General features: G+C 43.3%; 16 protein-coding genes and 1 pseudogene. 3 read left to right on the forward strand and 14 right to left on the reverse strand.

Going from position 1 to position 20,877, the window contains the following annotated elements; translation table 11 throughout:
• Positions 1-648 precede the first annotated feature (648 nt).
• Genes mobA through mobC form a run of 3 tightly spaced genes read left to right on the forward strand, consistent with a single transcriptional unit; the run spans position 649 to position 4,350 of the window.
• Positions 649-1,068 carry a conjugal transfer protein MobA gene (gene mobA, locus P3T48_RS12020; RefSeq protein WP_089543118.1) on the forward strand — a complete coding sequence of 140 codons (420 nt, stop codon included), beginning with the start codon at positions 649-651 and terminating at the stop codon, positions 1,066-1,068.
• A complete protein-coding gene (mobB, locus tag P3T48_RS12025) occupies positions 1,053-2,306 on the forward strand; it encodes a conjugal transfer protein MobB (protein WP_089543119.1) in 1,254 nt (417 codons plus the stop codon). Before mobA ends, mobB begins: the two co-directional genes overlap by 16 nt.
• 37 nt (positions 2,307-2,343) lie before the next feature.
• Positions 2,344-4,350, forward strand: coding sequence for a conjugal transfer protein MobC (mobC, locus tag P3T48_RS12030; protein WP_276506857.1), 2,007 nt, complete (start codon positions 2,344-2,346; stop codon positions 4,348-4,350).
• A gap of 124 nt (positions 4,351-4,474) precedes the next feature.
• Here mobC and P3T48_RS12035 read toward each other — a convergent pair whose 3' ends face one another.
• The 14 genes and pseudogenes from P3T48_RS12035 to P3T48_RS12100 all read right to left on the reverse strand — a co-directional run bounded on the left by P3T48_RS12035 (position 4,475) and on the right by P3T48_RS12100 (position 20,593).
• Positions 4,475-5,056: a GNAT family N-acetyltransferase gene (locus P3T48_RS12035; RefSeq protein ID WP_233906334.1), complete on the reverse strand. Its 582-nt coding sequence runs from the start codon at positions 5,054-5,056 to the stop codon at positions 4,475-4,477.
• A gap of 22 nt (positions 5,057-5,078) precedes the next feature.
• Complete coding sequence (locus P3T48_RS12040) at positions 5,079-5,240, reverse strand: hypothetical protein (RefSeq protein WP_171479883.1); 162 nt, start codon at positions 5,238-5,240, stop codon at positions 5,079-5,081.
• A 133-nt stretch (positions 5,241-5,373) separates the two neighbouring features.
• On the reverse strand, positions 5,374-6,003 hold the full coding sequence (locus tag P3T48_RS12045; RefSeq protein ID WP_089543122.1) for an RteC domain-containing protein: 630 nt from the start codon (positions 6,001-6,003) through the stop codon (positions 5,374-5,376).
• 230 nt (positions 6,004-6,233) lie between these two features.
• Positions 6,234-7,550 carry a sigma-54-dependent transcriptional regulator gene (locus P3T48_RS12050; RefSeq protein ID WP_089543123.1) on the reverse strand — a complete coding sequence of 439 codons (1,317 nt, stop codon included), beginning with the start codon at positions 7,548-7,550 and terminating at the stop codon, positions 6,234-6,236.
• Positions 7,547-9,847: a hybrid sensor histidine kinase/response regulator gene (locus P3T48_RS12055; RefSeq protein ID WP_089543124.1), complete on the reverse strand. Its 2,301-nt coding sequence runs from the start codon at positions 9,845-9,847 to the stop codon at positions 7,547-7,549. Before P3T48_RS12055 ends, P3T48_RS12050 begins: the two co-directional genes overlap by 4 nt.
• 266 nt (positions 9,848-10,113) lie before the next feature.
• Positions 10,114-10,965 (reverse strand): annotated as a pseudogene (locus P3T48_RS12060) (P-loop NTPase fold protein); the annotation flags it as partial.
• A gap of 16 nt (positions 10,966-10,981) precedes the next feature.
• Positions 10,982-12,112 carry an ATP-binding protein gene (locus P3T48_RS12065; protein ID WP_089543125.1) on the reverse strand — a complete coding sequence of 377 codons (1,131 nt, stop codon included), beginning with the start codon at positions 12,110-12,112 and terminating at the stop codon, positions 10,982-10,984.
• A 301-nt stretch (positions 12,113-12,413) separates the two neighbouring features.
• Positions 12,414-13,019 (reverse strand): RteC domain-containing protein, encoded by a 606-nt coding sequence (locus P3T48_RS12070; protein ID WP_004304269.1) that lies wholly within the window; start codon positions 13,017-13,019, stop codon positions 12,414-12,416.
• Between the two features lie 238 nt (positions 13,020-13,257).
• Complete coding sequence (locus tag P3T48_RS12075; RefSeq protein ID WP_004291474.1) at positions 13,258-13,680, reverse strand: dihydrofolate reductase family protein; 423 nt, start codon at positions 13,678-13,680, stop codon at positions 13,258-13,260.
• Between the two features lie 279 nt (positions 13,681-13,959).
• On the reverse strand, positions 13,960-15,282 hold the full coding sequence (locus P3T48_RS12080; RefSeq protein ID WP_004291471.1) for a sigma-54-dependent transcriptional regulator: 1,323 nt from the start codon (positions 15,280-15,282) through the stop codon (positions 13,960-13,962).
• Positions 15,275-17,593, reverse strand: coding sequence for a hybrid sensor histidine kinase/response regulator (locus P3T48_RS12085; protein WP_276506858.1), 2,319 nt, complete (start codon positions 17,591-17,593; stop codon positions 15,275-15,277). Before P3T48_RS12085 ends, P3T48_RS12080 begins: the two co-directional genes overlap by 8 nt.
• Positions 17,593-19,518 carry a tetracycline resistance ribosomal protection protein Tet(Q) gene (gene tet(Q), locus P3T48_RS12090; RefSeq protein ID WP_276506861.1) on the reverse strand — a complete coding sequence of 642 codons (1,926 nt, stop codon included), beginning with the start codon at positions 19,516-19,518 and terminating at the stop codon, positions 17,593-17,595. Before tet(Q) ends, P3T48_RS12085 begins: the two co-directional genes overlap by 1 nt.
• Before the next feature lie 181 nt (positions 19,519-19,699).
• Positions 19,700-20,116, reverse strand: coding sequence for a hypothetical protein (locus P3T48_RS12095; protein ID WP_142990541.1), 417 nt, complete (start codon positions 20,114-20,116; stop codon positions 19,700-19,702).
• A gap of 21 nt (positions 20,117-20,137) precedes the next feature.
• The gene (locus tag P3T48_RS12100) at positions 20,138-20,593 is read right to left on the reverse strand and encodes a hypothetical protein (RefSeq protein WP_142990542.1); all 456 of its coding nucleotides are present in this window, start codon (positions 20,591-20,593) and stop codon (positions 20,138-20,140) included.
• Positions 20,594-20,877: the final 284 nt, after the last annotated feature.

Here is a 20,877-nt window from a genome sequence, read left to right on the forward strand (position 1 = left end):
CCATTATGGAGACCTTGAACTGTTGCAATGCTTCATCATTTCCATACGACAGTACGACAGTGAATCAGTAAGTCTGTACGTCAGTGGAGCATCATGGATGCAAAGAGACGCTGCAATAGTGACAGACTTATTCGTTGCTGCAAATGCTTGTTTCATCATATTTTCAAATCATTGGTTCAATGTTTGGCTGCAAAATAACAACGAATTTTCCGAAAAACAATGGTTTTCAAATCCTGTGGCAGCATGTTGCCGATAGTTGCAGTGGTTGTCTGGGGTAGCATTGTTACAAGGGCGCATTTTTAGCCGTTATTTTGCACCCGAAAGGCAAAGCAATGGATAGCGCATCCATATCGTTCCGACAAGAACAAGGCTTGATGCTCCGCAAAGGACAGGATTTCCCGAACAGCTTCCATTCGGGATGGGATAGCTTCTTACGAAGGCTAACTTCAATCCACCCTAAGCGGATTTTTATGTCCTCAAAGACATAGCAAGGTATGTTTTGAGTTACTCAAAACCTTTGGAGTTACTCTCCAAAGACCTTGCCCTGCCGGGTTGGTAGCCTCTCCGAAGTCGGGCTCCCCATGTTCCAATCTGACGATAGTTTGTGCAATTCCATCATTGCCATATGTACCACTTAATCCATTTTATATGAACACAGAAAGAAAACGAGGGGGACGAATCCCCAAGCTGAACCCGAAGTCGCACCATGTGATGCTTCGGTTCGACGATGACGAGTGGATGAAATTCCTCGTCATGTATGAGCAGACTGATGTGAAGGCGAAGGCTGTCTTTGCCAAGGCACGCATTTTCGGCGAGCCGTTCAAGGTGTTGCGTGAGGATAAGACGCTGGTGGAATACTACACCAAGCTTTCTTCTTTTCACTCGCAGTACCGAATGATTGGCAACAACTACAACCAGGTTGTCAAGGAACTCCGTTGTCATTTCTCAGAGAAAAAGGCGATGGCTTTGCTCTATAAGCTGGAGAATTGCACCAGGGAACTGGTCTCTCTTACCCGTGAGATTGTTGAACTAACCCATAAGTTTGAGGAAAGATGGTCGCAAAGATAAGTTTCGGAAGTTCATTGTATGGCGCACTGGCATACAATGGTGAGAAGATTAACAAGGAAGAAGGAAAACTCTTAGCTACAAACAAGATCTTCGATGATTGTTCGGGAAAGACGAGCATCACCAACGCCTTGCGTGATTTCCAGCGATACCTTTCTCCGCATATAAGAACGGAAAAGCCTGTCGTGCATATCTCCCTGAATCCGCATCCTGATGATGTGCTGACGGATATGGAGATGGAGAACATCGCACGGGAATACTTGGAGTGCATGGGATATGGCAACCAGCCATACATGGTTTACAAGCATGAGGACATCGACCGTCATCACATGCACATCGTGACCATCCGAGTGGATGAAAACGGCAAGTGTTTAGATAGCCGATACAACTACCATAGGAGCAAGGCTATCACCCGTGACTTGGAGGAGAAGTACAATCTCCACAAGGCAGACCGCAAGCAACGCCAGGCAGACAATCCGCTCCGTAAGGTGGATGTAAGCCAAGGCAATATGAAAAAGCAGGTTGCCAACACCGTGAAATCACTCTGCGCCACCTACAGGTTCCAGTCCTTGGGCGAATACCGTGCACTTCTTTCCTTATATAATATATCCTTAGAGGAGGTCAGAGGCGAAGTAGGCGATCGTGAGTATCATGGTTTTGTCTATTCTGCCACGGACGGACAGGGCAATAAGGTTGGAAATCCTTTCAAGGCTTCCAAGATTGACAGGTCTGTCGGTGCGGAGGCGATAGAAAAGCGGTTCGCTTATTCTGCCAAGAAGTTCAAGGAGGACAAGAAACTCTCCGAGATGACTCGTCATAGCGTGGAAGCTGTCTTGAAGCAGACGTACCATAAGGATAAGTTCGTTGAACTGCTGAAAGCAAAGGGCATTGATGTCGTTTTCCGCCATACAGCTGACGGCCGTATCTACGGAGCAACATTCATTGACCACCGCACCCAAAGCGTTTTCAATGGTTCAAGGCTTGGAACGAATCTTTCTGCCAATGCCCTGCAGGAGCACTTCACCTTGCCTTACGAGAATGTGCAGCCGATACCGCTTACCATCCCGAAGGAAGATGGCACAATGCCGGAACAGGAATATCATGGTTCTGGCTTGTTCGATGAGTACGGCAGCGGTCTTGGACTTATGGCAGGGAATGGTTCTTCTAACGAAGCACAGGAAGCAGCATTCGATAGAGAGTTACGCAGAAAGAAAAAGAAGCGAAAAGGGAGAAACCTTTAATCATATTATCAAGGTATAACTTCAAAACAGAAAAACAATGGCACAAGAAGACGATTTGAGAGCATTGGGAAAAATCATGGATTTTCTCCGTGCTGTGAGTATCATACTCGCAATTATGAATGTATATTGGTATTGCTATGAGGCAATGCGCATGTGGGGAGTGACAATCGGGGTTGTTGACAGAATCCTAATCAACTTCAACCGTACAGGCGGTTTATTCCATTCCATTCTCTACACCAAGCTGTTTTCGCTTCTGCTCCTGGCACTCTCATGTCTGGGAACCAAGGGCGTGAAAGCGGAAAAGATGAGTTGGAACAGGATTTGGACGGTTCTTGCTGTTGGCTTCTTCTTGTTCTTCCTCAACTGGTGGATATTATTGTTGCCTATATCTAATTTGGGCAATGCAACGCTGTACATATTTACAATGACAGCGGGTTATATCTGCCTGTTGATGGGAGGACTTTGGATGAGCAGACTCTTGAAACACAACCTCATGGAGGATGTGTTCAATAATGAGAACGAGAGTTTCATGCAGGAGACTAAACTCATGGAGAACGAGTATTCCGTCAATCTGCCAACACGATTCTATTACAAGAAGAAATGGCAGAGAGGATGGATCAACGTGGTCAATCCGTTCCGAGCGACCATCGTGTTAGGTACACCGGGTAGTGGTAAGTCCTTTGCTGTAGTGAACAACTACATCAAACAGCAGATAGAGAAGGGGTATTCAATGTATATCTATGATTTCAAGTTTTCCGACCTTTCGACGATTGCCTACAACCACATGATGAACCATCAGAATGGATATAAGGTCAAGCCCCAGTTCTATGTCATCAACTTTGACGATCCTCGCAGAAGTCATCGCTGCAATCCGATTCACCCGGATTTCATGAGTGATATTTCCGATGCTTATGAGAGTGCATACACCATCATGCTCAACCTCAACAAGACGTGGGTTCAGAAGCAGGGCGACTTTTTCGTGGAGAGTCCGATTATCCTCTTTGCAGCCATCATCTGGTACTTACGCATCTACAAGAACGGGAAGTATTGTACCTTTCCCCATGCCATCGAATTGCTTAACCGCAGATACGAGGATGTCTTTCCGATACTGACGAGCTATCCCGAACTGGAGAACTACCTATCTCCGTTCATGGATGCCTGGCAAGGTGGGGCGATGGAGCAGTTGGCGGGTCAGATTGCAAGCGCAAAGATTCCGTTGTCACGAATGATTTCACCACAACTCTATTGGGTGATGTCGGCAAGCGAGTTCACGCTCGACATCAATAATCCCGAAGAACCAAAGATTCTGTGCGTAGGCAACAATCCCGACCGACAGAACATCTATGGTGCTGCACTCGGCTTGTACAACAGCCGCATCGTGAAACTCATCAACAAGAAAGGACAACTCAAATCATCCGTTATCATTGACGAGTTGCCGACCATCTATTTCAAGGGATTGGATAACCTGATTGCTACGGCACGGAGCAACAAGGTTGCCGTCTGCTTGGGCTTCCAGGACTTCTCGCAATTGGTCCGTGATTATGGAGACAAGGAGGCAAAGGTGGTTACCAATACCGTTGGTAATATCTTCAGCGGACAAGTTGTTGGCGAGACCGCCAAGACTTTATCCGAGCGTTTTGGAAAAGTGCTCCAAAAGCGCCAGTCCATTTCCATCAACCGTCAGGATGTCTCTACATCCATCAATACCCAGATGGACAGTCTCATTCCGCCGAGCAAGATTAGCGGACTCACCCAGGGTATGTTTGTAGGCTCCGTTTCCGATAACTTCACCGAGCGCATAGAGCAGAAGATCTTCCATGCCGAGATTGTAGTTGACACCGACAAAGTGAAACGGGAGGAAAGTCGTTATCAGCCGATCCCTATCATTAACGATTTCAAGGATACCAATGGCAATGACTGCATGAAGCAAGCTATTCAGGACAACTACAATCAGATAAAGGAGGACGTCAAGCAGATTGTCAAGGACGAGCTGGAACGCATCGCTGCTGACGAGAATTTGAAGCACTTGATACAGAAACAATAATAGTTGATAAAATGAATTTAGGCAGCAACGTATCCCTATGGATTTCGTTACTGCCTAAAATAAGTAACGCCCCTCTATTATGCTGCCTTACGGCTCGCTTGAGAGGCTCATTATCTTTTATTTGTTATTTTGTGCGAAGATAAATCAAATCAAAGTACATCAGTCGTGTCTTCATCGGCTCTATCGGAGTTGTTTGCTCTAAACCTTTGTTATGCAAAAAGGTCCATTCTTCTTCATCTGACGAAAACAAGAACTTGAAACCATTTCGTTGATAATATTCAAACACTTTCGGATGGTTGACGGCATCAACAATGACATATCGGCATCCTGTTTTATTCAATGGGTCTATAAACCATGATTTGATGAAATCCAACAATTCATCTCCCACATGATGCCCACTGAATAAATCGCTTACTGCCAACTGTCCAACCAACACTGCTGGATACTGCGGTCTTCGCTTGGCATTCGGAATCTTTCTATTAAGCTTATTCCGAAGGTTTGAAGGAAGTGAATCTACTTTTACACTCGAATTAGCGACTGTAAATGCGCAGACTATTTCAGATGTATCTGGTTTAACAAAACAATATGATTTTCCAAGCAACTGATAGGCATAGTCAGCATAGTCTTGGGTGAAGAACTCTGTTATGTCCTCATCCTTACAAGTGAAGCCTTTGCATTGCTGCAAGACTTCCTCTGTCAGTTCCATAAAATCACATTGCTCTAACATTTTAAATGTACAGTTTTGAACGTTTTAATATAGCACGTGCCTTGGCTACTTGCTTGGAGAAGTCAATGGAGCCACGCTTTTCCAATGCCTCATCAGCCGCTTCAACGAAACGAGCTGCTGCCTCACCATGAAGGACAGGTATTGTTTTAATTTCTATTGCCATAATCTTCTTGTTTTTAATGTTATGTACTTATTTAATCTGCAAAAATATGCTTTTATTTTCACTTTACCAAACTTTTTGTTAACTTTCTGTTGAATTTCTACGAAAAAATTCCAAATACCAACTTCATGCATTTTCATCTCCTCATTCTTTCCAATTCATCATCCCTCCGCATTTTCTCATTCAACTTCTCCTGCATCTTGTCCAGAAAATAGGTGCGACTATAGTTCTTGCGTCTTCTGATGTCGGTGTAGAAACGATAGCAGTCCTTGGCTTTGATACCAAAGAACTGGTACATGGCTTGCGCCAAGTCCTTGAACTTCACATCGCCATCGTTCACGCTTCCCATGACGCAGATGCCATATACCATTTCTACAAGGTCAACGGCATTGCCAGTCCATTTCACAAATGGCTTTGATTCTGATGATACTGGCGGAGAGGCTTCTGAAGTGGATGTGGTCACATGAAGATGATATGTTGCTGCCACATGCTCTTGCATTCTGCGGACAAATGCAATTGCTTTGCGCACATACAAGCCTACGGTTCCCAAACAATCCTTTATATGGGGCATTGACAGATAAAAGTCAAGCTCGGTCTCTGCGTATGACAGTGCAAAGACCGCTTGCTTCACGTTGGTGCTGCATAAATCAACCACAACCTTGATAAACTCACGATATGAGTTCTCCAAAGCGTTACCACCTTTGTTCTTATGACCTGCATTCAGCAAGTTGAAAAAATCAGTCTCTATCAATATGTTGTATTCCATGTTGCTGTCTCTTTTATGGGTTTGTACTAATTTGATGTATTCTTGCGCACACCATTTATTAGTCCAATACCTATGCCATTCCAAGACAAACTAAACAATAGGATGATGATATTTCCTGATAATCAGCAACTTTATCAAGAGAATAAGATTTTCACGAGGAAATTGCAAGCAGAAATAGTGTAAGGAAAACCGGACACTCGTCCAATCTTCCTTACACGGTTCCTATACCATTACAACTTATTAGTAGGAATACCATACTCTTTCATACGGGCATAGAATGTAGTATGGCTCATTTCCAACATTTTTGCCGCATCACGCTTGATGCCATTGCATTGCTTCAAAGCCCACAAGATACGCTCTCGATTGATCTTGCGTTCTTGTTCATCAAAGTCCAAAGCCTCTTCTGTCAATGTCGATTGTGACAACTGCAAGTCCTCGACATCTATTATCTCATTCTCGCATAACAGCATAGCTCGCATGATACATGATTTCAACTCACGCACATTACCTGGCCATGTATGGCTTACAAGTGCCCTTTGCGCTTCCTTACTGATACATTTTATTTCTTTGTCCGTATGCCTATCATATAGTTTCAGAAAGAAGTTAGCTAATGGCATAATATCTTCCTTGCAATCTCGCAATCGTGGAATCTCAATAACCGCTTCGTGAAGTCGATAATACAGGTCGCTTCTGAATCGTCCTTCCCGAACTGCCTCTTGCAGGTTTTCGTTGGTGGCGGCAATAATGCGCACATCAGCCACTTTATCTTTTGTAGCTCCCAATGGTCGGTAGCTCTTGGATTGCAACACACGCAGCAGCATCGCCTGTACGTCTTTCGGCAGGTTGCCTATCTCGTCCAAGAACAGCGTACCTCCAGCAGCCAATTCAAAGTAACCTTTTCTTGCTGCGTCTGCACTTGTGAATGCTCCTTTCTCATGTCCGAAGAGAGCGGAAACGGCAAGTTCCGCAGAAAGCGTACCGCAATCTACTACTTCAAAAGGCTTGTCGGCTCTTTTGCTTTGCAGATGTATCTTTTCCGCTATATGTTCTTTGCCTGTTCCGTTGTCTCCCAATATCATAACAGCCATGTCGCTTTTGGCAAACAATTCTGCCATTTTGTATATACGGCGAAACTTCTCACTTTTGCGGTAAACAATCTTGTTATTCAACTCTACGAGTCGTTTCTGCTTGTCTATGATTTCTTCCAAACGTTCATAAACTACATCAAGCAACAATTTCTTCGGTATATAGTCTTCTGCTCCCAATTTCATAGTCCTCACGGCACTCATGCTTTCATCGTAAGATGTCATGATAATAAATGGATTCTGATAGCCGTTACTACGCATCCATTCCAACAGGTCGATACCGTTATCATTCCCCAAGCGCATATCCGAAATGACAACATCCCATTCAGAGGATTCCCTCACAGCTTTCAGACCATCTCTGTAATTGTAGCATAAGATTGTTTTCCATCCCTTCGCTTCCAACTTCTTGCCCAACATATTGCAAAATGTAGGGCTGTCTTCAATGATTATTACTTTCTTCATGCTGTTACCTCCTCAATTTTCTTTTGTGCGGCTTTGATGATTGCCTCACCATGTGCGAAAACATCCTCAACCGCTTGGTTGATAACGTCGTCTGATGATGTAGAATCTTCAATCAGGTCAAAGAGATGGTTCAAAGACTCGTCAGATTGTACCATCATCCACGAGCTTCTTGCGTGGTGAATGGCATCGGACATTTTCTTGCGGTTCTCCTCTTGGGCTGCATTACGGATACTGCCCAATGTGTCAGTCATTTCCTTTACGAAATTCTCCAAAGTCTCTTTTTCATTGCCGTAGGTCAGCAACATAGAAAAGTCTATTTGTTTTTCTGCTATCTTGCCATTCACACACTTTCTTGCAGTGTTTATCAAATCCTTGTCAGACATCGGCTTGAACAGACAAGCGACAAATCCTGCATCAAGCAGTTCTTGCTCACTCACATTTGGTGCTGCTGTCATAACGACAACAGGAATGGTCTTGGAGTTACGCACGTTCACCATACGCATCATTTCCAGAATCTCGATACCATTCACTTCAGCCATCTTCAAATCCGTTATCAGCAGATCATAAGATTTTTTGCGCATCATATCCAATAAATCCGTGGCATTATTACAAGTGTCACATACGATGCCGTTTGATGCAAACGCTTCACGGATGGTACTCAGTTGCACATGGCTATCATCAATGGCAATGACAGTAAACGAATCTTGTCGTTTCGTTCTATACTGAGTTGGTTCTACATTCTGCTTTTCGGCTGCAGCCATAGGAAGACTAATGGTAAAGATACTTCCCAGCCCTTGGTGACTGGACACATCGATTTTTCCTTTCATCAGTGAAACGAGGTTCTTGACAATGGAAAGCCCCAAGCCAAATCCCGGTTGGGTAACCGCATTTCCCAATCTTGCAAATTCCTTGAAGATTTGTTTTTGTTGCTTGTCGTCCAATCCTGTTCCTGTATCCTTAACCTTTAGCATGAACACACCATCTTTATAGGTTGTGGATAATACAATCTCACCCTTTCCCGTATATTTGATGGCATTGGAAAGCAGATTGCGTCCTATTGTAAGCACCTTTTCCTTGTCTCCATTGACAACACCATCTGCCTTATTGTTGACGCTCAATTCCAGTTGTTTCTTCGCAGCAAAGGGCTCATACTCCATTTTTAATTGCTCGGCAATGTCCATCATACGGAAAGGGCGTTCCTTGACGGTCGCCTTTCCATTCGCTAATTTGGAGTAAACCAGGAAACTGTCTATCATAGAAGTCAAGCCTTTCGATGTGTCAACAATCAAGTCGGCATACCGTTTGCTTTCATCCGTAGCATCTTCAAGTCCGCTAATCTTGCGAGCATAATCCTTGATGGCAGACAAGGGACTGCGCATCTCATGCGTTACAGTCAGCATCACCTTTCTTGTTTCTTCCTTGCTCTTACGTGTCTTGAATGCGAATCGCCACACCAATAGGAATAATACGAAAAACACCAATATCAACAATCCTATCATCCCTATATAATAATAGGTATAATTGCCTTCCAAGTCTGCGATTTGTCGCTCACGAACTTTGATGCCTTTATCCACATTCTCATCAGCTATGCTGATTACTCTTTGCAACTGCTTATTGATACTTTCATTTCTGTTTCCAAGACTATCCAATATCTCCACTACCTTACGGCTTTGCTGGTGATGTTTAGCAACAACCGTTTGGTTTAGGTTGGTGAGCATCTTTTCAGTTTGGGTTAAACGGTTTCCTGTTGTTACTGCATTTTCTTTCTTGCCGAACAATCTGCTGAAGAAACCTCGCTTCTTTGGCTTTGCCTGCTGTGGCATAGCTGAAAATCTTTTGCTTTCAGTCTTATTCTGCTCTACAATTCTTGGAACTTCTGCGGTCAGCTTTTCTTGAGTGGCATTCAGTTCCTGCATAGCATCCTTTATATCCAGAAGAAGCTGTTCCTTTTCTGCAAAAAGATGGCAGATTGTATCAGCATCTTTCTTCGGACAGATACCTGCGATGCCTTGAAGCATACTGTCCACTTCCAATCGAAGCGAATGATACTCATTTACATCTGTTGAGTCCCAATCCGCAACCATTTCACCAAGCAGTGACAATTTCGTTATGTGCAAGTTTAAGTCATGCACATTCTTTCGCCACTGATGCAGTTCTGCATTTCTACACTCAATCTCCTTTCTGTCGCGCCATTCAAATAGGCCGATTACAATGGTACATCCTACGATGACGATGGCAGTCATGATGCCTAAAGCCATCCATCTACAGATATGCCCGGTCTGTTCTTTGCGTTCCATGTTGTTTACTTTTTACGTTTCTATTACTTCATTATTGCTTTGCACTAACATTTTAATCGGCAAAGATAATGGCAGAAAGCATCAAAGACGAATATTTACATATATTACAACAACTTTTATGTATTTTCTTGGTAGAAATAGTATATTGTTAGAAAAAAACAGTTGTTGTTGAACAATAATCATTGACAACAAAGTCAAAAACTAACAAAGTGTAGATTATGGAACTCAAATCGAGTAGGAGGAAAATCACGCTAACTCAGGGAACCTTTTACTTTTTCAGCGGGGAGACGATCCATGTTGTCAAAAACAAGGACTAATTTACGTTGTCCTTTTTCCTTGATAAAATCAGAAATGTCTTGCATCCATGTTTTGAACTCGTAAACCGTTGGTTCGTCTTCGCTCAAAGTCTCATAGCAAACGTCCTTTTCGACTTTATCTTGATAAATAGCTAACATATAACTCCATCCATATTTATGATCTTTGCTATATGCCCATTTCCAAACGCACAATGCAATAAGAACTGGCAGTGCAGCTATGATAATAGACAATAAAGAAAACCACCATGTTGTGGGTGTAGGTTTTACTGCATACGCAATAAATGTAAATATCGGAGTTAAAACTGCAACCAAAAATGCCGCAACCATACCATTACTGATAAGGGGATATTTTTCGGTTACGGTCTCCGTTTTACGGGCTAATAAATATTTCAGCTTTTCAGACCATGATACGGTTTTCGTACCTCCACCTTTGACTTTTATTGTTGCATTTCCAGATAGGATACCATCATCAATAAGTTTGCTTGTAAGCAATTCCAATATAGAGCGGCGTTGCAAGTCCTCTTGATGTCCCCATGCGTCATACTCAAAAAAGTAATAGTCGTCTGATAATTCACGTTCCAACATTTTAACCACGTTGGATTTTCCAGATCCCCAAATACCTTCGATGCCGATAATTCGAGGTAAAGTACATTCCTCATCCAATGAATCATTCTGACAAAAATGGCGAGCAATAGTTTTTGCCAACCTTTCTTGCGAACCTCCATCGAATTTGTCAATACCACACGGTTTATTTTGGATAAACCGCGGATATTGCTGTTTGGATTGTAGTTTTGTTTCCATATACGTAATTTATTGATTATACGAACTCCAAATAATTCTCCCGATTTACCACATGAAACTCGGCATAGGGATAGGCTTCTTGGAAGGCTTTCGGTGCGGCCGGCATTTTATTTCCCCACTTGAACTCCAAGGCGGTAAGACTGTCGGCACTCTCCTCAATCAGGTCGATTTCCTGTTTGTCGTAGGTGCGCCAGAAATAGAACTCCCTGTGCAGTCCCTCATTGAAGTTCGCTTTGCGCCGCTCTCCGATGATGTAGTTCTCCCACAGCGCATCGACATCCTGCCGAATGGCCAGCGGTGAGAAAGCCCCGATAATGGCATTGCGAATGCCGTTGTCGTAGAAGTACCACTTGCCAGCTTTTGTAACCTCCTTGCGTAGGTTACGCGAATAAGCCCCCAGACGATAGATAACGAAGACCTTTTCCAATAGGTCGAGGTATTTTTCAACGGTCGTCTTGCTCATGCCGAGTTGTTTACCTAACTCTTCGTAAGAAACTTCGCTGCCCAACTGAAAAGCTATCAATCGCAGTAGATCGCGCATCTTGCTCGAATTTTTTAAGCCGTCAATTGCTAAGATATCTTTAAGCAGGTATGCACCGACAATATCACGTAGGTAGTCTGTTTTACGTTCATAGTTCTCCATCATTACTACTTCGGGATAGGAACCGTAAATCAAGCGCGCTTCGAGGTTCTGGCGGGTTTCAAGTGCCGTTTCCGTCTGTGCGATTTCCCGTTGCGAGAATGGTGTAAGGAGAAATTGCGTACTGCGGCCGACCAACGGTTCACCAGTCTTATTCAGCAAATCGAATGACGAAGAACCACTTGCCAAGACACTTATTCCCGGTATTTCATCAACTATCAACTTCAGAATACTACCGATTTGTGGTATGTTCTGTGCCTCATCAATAGCCAGCAAATCAATACCATCCAATAAATGCCGATAATTGGCTATTGAGCGATTCTCCAATAGTGCTAATGTGTCGTAGTCTTCGCCGTTGAGCATCATCGTCCTACCTGAATAGTTGTCCACAATTTTACGCATCATTACCGTTTTACCAACACGGCGAGCACCAAAAATCAGTACTGCTTTATTGGGCGCGATTCGTGCTGTAATCTTCTCTTGAAGTATTCTATTTACTGTTTCCATACCTTATAAAATATAATGCAAAGATAATCATATTTTTTTAATTGGCGAATTTTACAAAAAAAACGGGCTATTAAATGGCGATTTTTACAACCACAATCTTATGGAAGTTGTTTCATTGTTTTTAGTAATGATATATGTTCATACTATGATGACTCAATAATTTACCAGACATACGTTTCTGAAATTTGTCCTTATAGGAATGAAAAACTCACATATATTGTGCTAATTAATATATAATTAAATGAAAATAAAAAGACAGGATACGAGTATTCCTGTCTTCTCATATGTAATGGATATTTTTTTATTTTCTCATCCGCTCCAACTCCTCATCACGCAACATTCTCTCGTTCAGTTTTTCCTGCATCCTGTCAATGAAATAGGTGCGGCTTTCGTTCTTCCGGCGTTTGATATCAGTGTAGAAGCGGTAGCAGTCTTTAGAATCAACCCCGAATATCTTATAGAGAAGTGGGGCGAGCTGTTTGAGCGGCATATTGCCGTTGTTGATGCAGCCCATCACGTCTATGCCGTAGATAAGTTCCACGAGGTCGATGGCATTGCCCGTCCATTGAAGAAGGCTGGCGGTGGTTTCTGTTGCGTTGTTGGCGGATATTAGTGGTGGCACTTGGGGCGTGGCAAGGAATTTCTGCATCTTTCTTACGAAAGACAGAGCCTTGCTGACGTAGGCGGCAATCTCTCTTTTTTCTTCTGACAGATTACGTACGGGATGGTGCTGCAACTCGATTTCGATGTAGGCAAGCGCGATGACGGTAAGGTTCATGTCCATGCCGCCGTTGCACAGTTCGATCACTTGGGTGGCGAAAGCCGTGTATGCCGTTTCCATATTGCAGTCGCCGGCTTCGTTTATCAGGCGGAAAAAGTCGGTTTCCGCCAGCAAGAAATAATTCATGGTTCTGTCAATTTTGAAAATTACACTTTGTTTTCTGCGTGCGCACATGAATATAATTGGCAAAAAACGCGGCAGAAAATAAAAAATCCAACACTCAATTTTACAAAGTGCTGGATTTCAGAGGTATAAAATTCAGTATTTTTTCACAAGGACAAATTATCTCCGACTTAAATTGTTTGTAATCGGAACATTTATTCTATTCCTGAAAATAGAAATGTATGCTTGCCGCACATTTTGGCTATCTTGCTTTTTTATCAAGGATATAGATAATGCGACATACACCGTTGGGATAGCTTTTCAAAGAGGAAAGCGTCCAGTGTTGCTCTGGCAGAGCCGACTTAAAAAAATGTCGTCCGCTTCCGGATATGAAAGGAACGGTGTATAGTATGATTTCATCCACAGCGTGCATCCGCAGCAGTCCGTTTATATAGTCTGCCGTGTCCGGTGTGGCTTCCGCGAGGTAACGGATGTTTGTGCAGTCTTTTCTCCATTCGTGCAGCATTGAAATGGAATAGTCCGGTGTCACACGGTAAAAGGCTTTCTTCCTGATTTCATCAAGACCGCAACGGTCAAGGCACAAATCCTGATGTGCTTTATCATATAACTCTGAAGAAAGACATCCGTCCATCGTCAGTACGGCGAGAATCTGAACTTTACCCATAATCGTTTCCTTTCGTTAGGCAAGGGTAAAAAAGTAGCGTGCAATTCACACTACCTTCAAGCGATGGCTCTGGTAAAGCCTTTACGGAGAGTACGTGAATGCACGCTATGCGTAAGCATAGCATAAGCATCACGCAATCGTCTCCGTAGTTCCAATTTACCAGATTTTCGCTTGAAACGCCTTGCGGTCTTATCCTATATGTTGGCGGCGAAAAGCTCCTGCCAATCGCCGTTTTTCTCAAATGTTATGCAAAGATAGCCAAATTCAGTGAATTACGGGCTATGATTGCTTGAATTTATATTTAAGTCCATACTCTTCAAGTTTGCTGTATAGTGTTGTCCTGCCTATGCCGAGCAGTTCTGCGGCGACACTCCGGTTGCCGTTTGCCTGTTTCAACGCACGCAATATCCGCTCCTTATCCTCCGCGTCATTGCGCAAGGCGAAGCTGACAGTAGAGGTCGGTTTCGTCACGGCAAGTTCCAGATGCTCTTTCATGACAACACCTTCCTGCGCCTGCAATACAGCACCCATAACTTTCTGCCGAAGTTCCCGCACGTTGCCCGGCCATGCGTGTGTCAGCAACGCTTTACGTGCTTCGGAACTGAACCCGCTCACGCTACACTCCAGCTCTCTGTTTGCCATATCACGGAAGAACTCTGCCAGCGGCATAATGTCTTCTTGACAGTCACGCAACGGAGGAACGGTTATCCCGAAGTCGTGCAGGCGGTACAGAAGATCCTGCCGAAAACGCTTTTCATTCACCGATACCTCCAAATCTTCATTGGTAGCAGCGATGATGCGGACATTGAAATTCCGGTCTGCCTTGTCTCCGACCGGGCGATACCGCCTCTCCTGTATGGCACGGAGCAACATCTGTTGGGTTTCCAACGCGAGGTTTCCTACCTCGTCCAGAAACAACGTGCCGCCTTCCGCCTCATGGAAATATCCTTTCTTGGCATTGTCCGCACCTGTAAATGCACCTTTGACGTGTCCGAAGAAAGCCGACGGTGCAAGCTCTTTGGAGAGTGAACCGCAGTCTACCGCCACAAATGGCTTGCCTGCACGTTTGCTCTTGTCATGCAACAGGTGGGCAATATGCTCCTTGCCCGTGCCGTTCTCACCAAATATCATCACGCTCATATCGGTGGCGGCTACCAGCCTTATGCGGTGCATGATTTTCTGAAAGGCGGAACCTTCACGGGCGAATATAGGCATACGGCGTTGTCCTGCCTGACGTTCTTTCAGTATGGAACGGATCAGGGGGACAAGTTTATCCTCCACAAGCTGTTTGGGAATATAGTCTATCGAGCCGAGTTTCATGCTTTCCACGGCGGTATTAACTTCGGCGTAGTCGGTCATAATGATGAAGGGCTGCATCTTTCCCTCCTTTCGCATCCAGCACAAAAGGTCTATGCCACTGCCGTCAGGCAGACGCAGGTCGGCAACCACGATATCATTATCTGTTGCCTGTTGCAGATGTTTCTTCGCGGTTGAGAGGTGGTAAGCCTTCATATTGCGGTAGCCCTCCCGTGACAGCATATTGCAGACATATTCGCAATACACGATGTTGTCTTCCACCACAATTATTTTTGTCTTATTCATCTTCGTATTTTCTCCTTTCCTCTTCTGCCAACCGTATTATTTCCACTCCCTTATCCAGCACGGCAGTCACGGCATGGCTTAACGCTTCACCATCCGGGAGAGCATCGCCACGAAGCAATCCGTAAAGTACATTCAGCGGTTGGTCGGCACGGAGCACCTCCCACGAACTGCGCAGGTGGTGGATCAGGGAATCCAGCTTTTGCAGGTCTTTTTCTTTTGCTGCATCCCGTACCGCCTGCATTTCCTTTTCTGTTTCAGTTATCAACTTTTCCAGCATGACGGCTTCATTGCCATAGGACAATAAGGCGGAAAAGTCCGGTTTCCCGTCCGGTGTCGCTTTTATGGCACACCTGTCGGAAACCTCCATCAGTTCCGATATGGAGAACGGTTTGAACAGGCATCCGGCAAAGCCTTTTGCCAATAGTTCCCCTTTGTTACAACTGCCCGAAGCGGTTGCCACAACCACCGGGATTGTTGGTGAATTGCCCACGTTGGACGAACGCAACAGTTCCAGCAATTCGAAACCGTTTATATCGGGCATATTCAAGTCTGTCAGCAACAGGCTGTATTCTTTCTGGCGTATCATTTCCATCAGTGCCGCAGCATCGGTGCAAGTGTCGCAGTGTATTCCTTCTTGGGAATACATCTCTTTCAGCATCAGAAGTAATACCTCATCATTGTCAATGGCGACAACATCATGGAATTTATTGTTATGATAAACAGGTGTATTGCTTGTATATCCAAGCTGTTCTTCAGCTTCCTGCATAGAAATTTCAACTGTGAAACGACTGCCTTTCCCTTTCTTGCTGTCTAAACGGATTGTTGCGCCAAGCATCGACACAATATTACGCATTATGGCAAGCCCAAGCCCGAAACCCTCCTTTGCGGCGGCATTTGATAGACGTTCAAACGCACCGAACGCTTGTTTCTGTTCCTCTTCTGTCATGCCTGTACCTGTATCTTCAACGACCAGTGTCAGAACTCCATTATCATATTCAGTAATCAAAGAAACACCGCCTTCTTCTGTGAACTTGACAGCGTTTGACAGCAGGTTATTCCCGATTTGTATTATTCGCTCTTTGTCGGTCAATACAATGGCATCGTGTCCAGTCTTCACGGACAAGGACAGCCCTTTGTTCACGGCAACAGGCATGAACTCCGTTTCAAGTGTGTGCGTGATTGCTGAAATCCGGCAGGGTGACAGACGGGGCTGTTCCTTGCCGTTGTCCAGGCGGAAGAAGTCAAGCAAAGTGTTAAGCATATCCCGCATACGGTCGGAGGATTGCAGTATGTTTTGGATATACTGCCCGGACTTATCCTCACACTGTTCTTTCCGTATCAGTCCGGCATAGCCTGTTATTGCTGTCAGCGGTGTGCGCAGTTCATGGGTGATAGTATGTACCGCCTTCTTCCTTGACGTTATCAGTGCCTCGTTCCGTTGTACGGATTGTTCCAGTTGCCTTATCAAATCAGTTGTCTTGTGCTTGTATTGTTTAATGCTTTTTGCATCACGATGTATGATGATGTAGGAAATTAACAACAATAGAAGAACGAATCCCATTAAACCGCCTACTTGCATAAATGACTTTTCACGCATGGCAACTATTTCGTTTTCCCGGCTTTGCAGTTCGGTTTGTACCTTTTCTTCTATTTGGCAAATCAATTCTTGCAGTTGTCTGTTAAGTTCTGCATTACGAGCTGCAAGGCTGTCGGCTTGTTCCGACAATTGGCGATCCTGCACTTTCTGTTCGCTGATTACGTTTCTATTGACCGAATGAAGGATAGTGGTTGATACTGCTGGAGTTACTTCCTTTTTTTTGCCGAATATGCCTAAGAAACCTTTTCGTTTTGGCTTTTTGGACTGTTCCTGCACACTTTTCTGTACAATAACCGGAATTTGATTGGCTATCTTCTTGTTAATAGATTGTTGTTCATCCATTAACCGGACTATCTGGAACATCTGTCGTTCCTTATCCTCTAAAAGACTGCGCACACTATCGATGCGCTCTGCTGGATAGGTGGCCTTGAAACGGCAGAGCATACTGTCCATTGCCATACGCCGTGCATGGTAATGCTCGATATCTTTATCGTTCCATTCCAGTATTGTTTCACCCAATAGAGAAAATTTTATCATTTGAATATTGATATTGTTTATTTCTTTTCGGAGCTCGTCTATTTTTTTATTGCCAAGTTCTAATGCTTCTATCTCCTGCCATTCATAGAGGCTATTATATGCCATACATCCGATAAGAATGGAGATAAGTATATATCCCAACCGTATTGCCTTATAGAAATTTCCTGACCGCTCCATTATTTTAATGACATTGATTTTTCGAACATGAATAAAAGTTTATCTTTTTCGTTCATGCGGATATTATCAGAATAACCGTCTTTTGTTATTTGATACCCACATGGCTTAACCATAAAAATGCCTAAGCCCTTAGTGTACGAACTTACTTCTGAGGCATAGTCTTTACTTGTATTTAATGGAACTTTCCCTTTAATATGACACCACTCATTATTACAACTGATGTCTTCAATCTCAGACATCAGTTTTTGCAAATCTGTAATAGCTTTGGAACTCGCTACTTGGGGTATCTGCAACTCAAAACAGAGCATCGGTTCGAGAATGTCCACACCTGACTGTTGCAAAGCCAGCCTGAAGACATAAGGGGTCAGCTGTCTGAAATCAGCAGGTGTACTTACCGGGCTATAATACTCGGCTTGAGTAAAAGTTACTTTCAGATCTGTCACTTCCCATCCATGTAAACCAGATTGGCAAGACATACGAATCCCTTCAAAAACGGCATTTTGAAAAGAATGGTTCAGATAACCATAGGAGATGTCACTTTCGATTTGCAACCCTGCCCCTAACGGTAAGGGTTCAAGAGTCAGCCCTATTGTGGCCCAGTAAGGGTTGGGTGGTACTTCGATCTGAATAATCTTATTGACCTTTTTTATAGGTCGTTCTTTGTAGATAGTCTTGATCTCATCAAAATGGACCTTTACGGAAAATCGTTCTTCCAGCAATGTCTGTATGATTTCCTTTTGGGTCAAACCATATAACGAGATTTCCAATTCATCACTATATGAGTTTATGGAAAAGGACAAAGACGGGTCTTCAATCCACAATGTATTCAGAGCGGATATCACCTTGCTTCTCTCTTCGGGCTTATTTGGCCGGACGGAGGATTTGAGAGCGGGATGCTGATGAGATAATCCTTGAATCAAACAAGGTTTAGCACCTAAATAATCTCCGATTCGAAAATCTTCTATATCTTCTACAATCGCGATATCATTGGCACCCACTTCATCAACATTTATCTCTCTGCCCTGATAAATAGTCTTTAGATTTTTAATCTTGATGAATTTTTCCGAATCGTTGATTCTTACAACGTCTCGAAGTCTCAGACTTCCGTCAATTATTTTAAGAAAACTTCTTTTATGCCCTTTGGGGTCATGCTCTATCTTATAGAGATAAGCTGAAAGTCTGTTTGAGACTGATGCCGGAGGAAGTATAAAAGAAGAAATGGCGTCCAACAACTCATTGATACCGATATTGAACATTGCTGATCCATGTAGCACCGGATAGACTTTGGCTTTTGCCACAAGAGCGATTATCGTATTCCAATAATCAGCCGGTGAAATTTCGCTATCCGCCAAATATCGTTCTAATATATCGTCGTCATGGTTGCATACAAATTCTTTGTATTCTTCCTTTATATATGTTTGGGAGCAAACCGGATAAACCGATCCATCGACAACAGTTTGCATAAACAGGACATCTTGCGACAGATTTGTTTTTATATCCATATACAAACGCTCCAAATTCACACCGGCACGGTCAATCTTATTGATAAATATAATTGTCGGGATTTGCAGCTTTTGTAAAGTACTGAACAGCAACTTTGTCTGCGCTTGTATGCCTTCCTTTGCGGATAAGATGAGGACTGCTCCATCAAGCATTTTGAATGTCCGCTCCACTTCCGCAATAAAATCCATGTGTCCCGGAGTGTCAATGATATTGCATTTCACTCCATTCCAGATAATAGATGTCGTAGAAGCCCGGACAGTAATTCCTCTACGTTTCTCTATATCCATAGAGTCCGTTATGGTGTCACCATTATCCACACGGCCGCACTTTTCCGTTGCTCCACTGGCAAACAGCAGATTCTCGGTTACGGAAGTTTTTCCTGCATCAATGTGAGCAAGAATTCCTAAATTTATAATATTCATTTGGATTAAGCAATAATATTGTCCAAAGAAATCTTCCCATAAGGTCAACTGACTATTATCGTAGTCATTCTGAGGACGTTTGGGTTTAACAAATAGCTCACCTAAAGGTTTCCTTTCAAAGAGGACTTTACCAATGGCGGCCGATAATATATAAAGATTTTGATCAATACGATATACCTTCTTAGCAATGACAAGCAGCAGATAATCGCATATGGCATATCTCGTCATGAATGCAGAACAAATTCTCGCTGAGATTTCTTTCCGCTTTTTGACACTCTTCCTTACAAGAGTCAACAATCTCCATTGGGTCTTTACCACCAGATTCAAGAATCTCAACCCAAAGGGAAAGTTCATTCTTCAATCTGTTTCTCGCATCCTCGTATGCACTATCGTTCAAGAAAACATTCTTGATGGCTTTTCTACGAGAATCCATATTCTCAACACCTTTGATAAGTCCCTTCAACAACTGGAAGCCTCCAAATTTATCCAATCCAGACAGGCTTTTCTGAAGGAGTTCCGCAGGATTTGCTACAGTTTGTCTTTCCTGTAGTTCCATTCCGGCGGACGAAGATGCCAAATTCTGTTCTTCTACTGCCATAATAATAATCAATTTTAGTTGTTAATCTGCGTCCTCAAGCTCTGCAAGGAGAGACTTTAACGCATTCTTCAAATCTTCATGCGCAGCATCATTTTTCAATGCGTTACGCAATGTCTTGTTCTTCTCCAACTGACGAATTACAGAATTGTATGCGTCAATCTTTGACTTTTTTCCACTAAGCAACTCACTCTGAGCAATAAGCTGCTCATCCTCGAAGTCTTTCATCTGCTTAAACTGGAAATCTTCATATACAGCACCACCTTCTTCCGTAGAGAGGGTTACGCCCTCTTTTGATGGTTGGAAATGTTCGAAAACTTCCTTCATGCTTTTTGCTTTGAAGCCTTCTCGGTCTTCATCGGTGTTGGGAGCAGCGTCAGTAAACTGGTCTACATAGAGTGTCCTATTTTGTGGAAACTCAATGACACCATCCTGAGCATTTTCCTCAACAACTTTGGAAATAACGGTTTTTCTTGCCATTGTTCTTCTATTTATTATTGTGTTACTTACTTCTTGTTGTTTTTTGGGGGTAATGTCTGTATTCAACAGACTTTTCAGCCATCTGAAAAATCTCATGATAAATTATTGTAATTAATCAGGAGTTTCTATGTCCCATGCTATTTCTTTAGTCTCTTCATTGTATTTCTTTTACCTTTGCACCCAGGAATCAAGTTAGGATATTTGGTTAATGGGTGTTAAGGTGAACTATCTTTCTTTCAAGGTATGCCCTTTCTCATGTCATAGTCCTTATATAATCCAGCCAA

Source organism: Segatella intestinalis (genome assembly GCF_029348455.1).
In the GTDB taxonomy this organism is placed as follows: domain Bacteria; phylum Bacteroidota; class Bacteroidia; order Bacteroidales; family Bacteroidaceae; genus Prevotella.

Bases quoted from the DNA above. Each gene is read 5' to 3' on its own strand.
- P3T48_RS12035 (WP_233906334.1), bottom strand. From the start codon at position 5,056: ATGGAACTGACAGAGGAAGTCTTGCAGCAATGCAAAGGCTTCACTTGT.
- P3T48_RS12040 (WP_171479883.1), bottom strand. From the start codon at position 5,240: ATGGCAATAGAAATTAAAACAATACCTGTCCTTCATGGTGAGGCAGCA.
- P3T48_RS12045 (WP_089543122.1), bottom strand. From the start codon at position 6,003: ATGGAATACAACATATTGATAGAGACTGATTTTTTCAACTTGCTGAAT.
- P3T48_RS12075 (WP_004291474.1), bottom strand. From the start codon at position 13,680: ATGGGTAAAGTTCAGATTCTCGCCGTACTGACGATGGACGGATGTCTT.
- P3T48_RS12100 (WP_142990542.1), bottom strand. From the start codon at position 20,593: ATGGCAAGAAAAACCGTTATTTCCAAAGTTGTTGAGGAAAATGCTCAG.
- mobA (WP_089543118.1), top strand. From the start codon at position 649: ATGAACACAGAAAGAAAACGAGGGGGACGAATCCCCAAGCTGAACCCG.
- P3T48_RS12080 (WP_004291471.1), bottom strand. From the start codon at position 15,282: ATGAATAAGACAAAAATAATTGTGGTGGAAGACAACATCGTGTATTGC.
- P3T48_RS12070 (WP_004304269.1), bottom strand. From the start codon at position 13,019: ATGAATTATTTCTTGCTGGCGGAAACCGACTTTTTCCGCCTGATAAAC.
- P3T48_RS12085 (WP_276506858.1), bottom strand. From the start codon at position 17,593: ATGGAGCGGTCAGGAAATTTCTATAAGGCAATACGGTTGGGATATATA.
- mobC (WP_276506857.1), top strand. From the start codon at position 2,344: ATGGCACAAGAAGACGATTTGAGAGCATTGGGAAAAATCATGGATTTT.
- P3T48_RS12050 (WP_089543123.1), bottom strand. From the start codon at position 7,550: ATGAAGAAAGTAATAATCATTGAAGACAGCCCTACATTTTGCAATATG.
- P3T48_RS12065 (WP_089543125.1), bottom strand. From the start codon at position 12,112: ATGGAAACAGTAAATAGAATACTTCAAGAGAAGATTACAGCACGAATC.
- mobB (WP_089543119.1), top strand. From the start codon at position 1,053: ATGGTCGCAAAGATAAGTTTCGGAAGTTCATTGTATGGCGCACTGGCA.
- P3T48_RS12095 (WP_142990541.1), bottom strand. From the start codon at position 20,116: ATGGCAGTAGAAGAACAGAATTTGGCATCTTCGTCCGCCGGAATGGAA.
- P3T48_RS12055 (WP_089543124.1), bottom strand. From the start codon at position 9,847: ATGGAACGCAAAGAACAGACCGGGCATATCTGTAGATGGATGGCTTTA.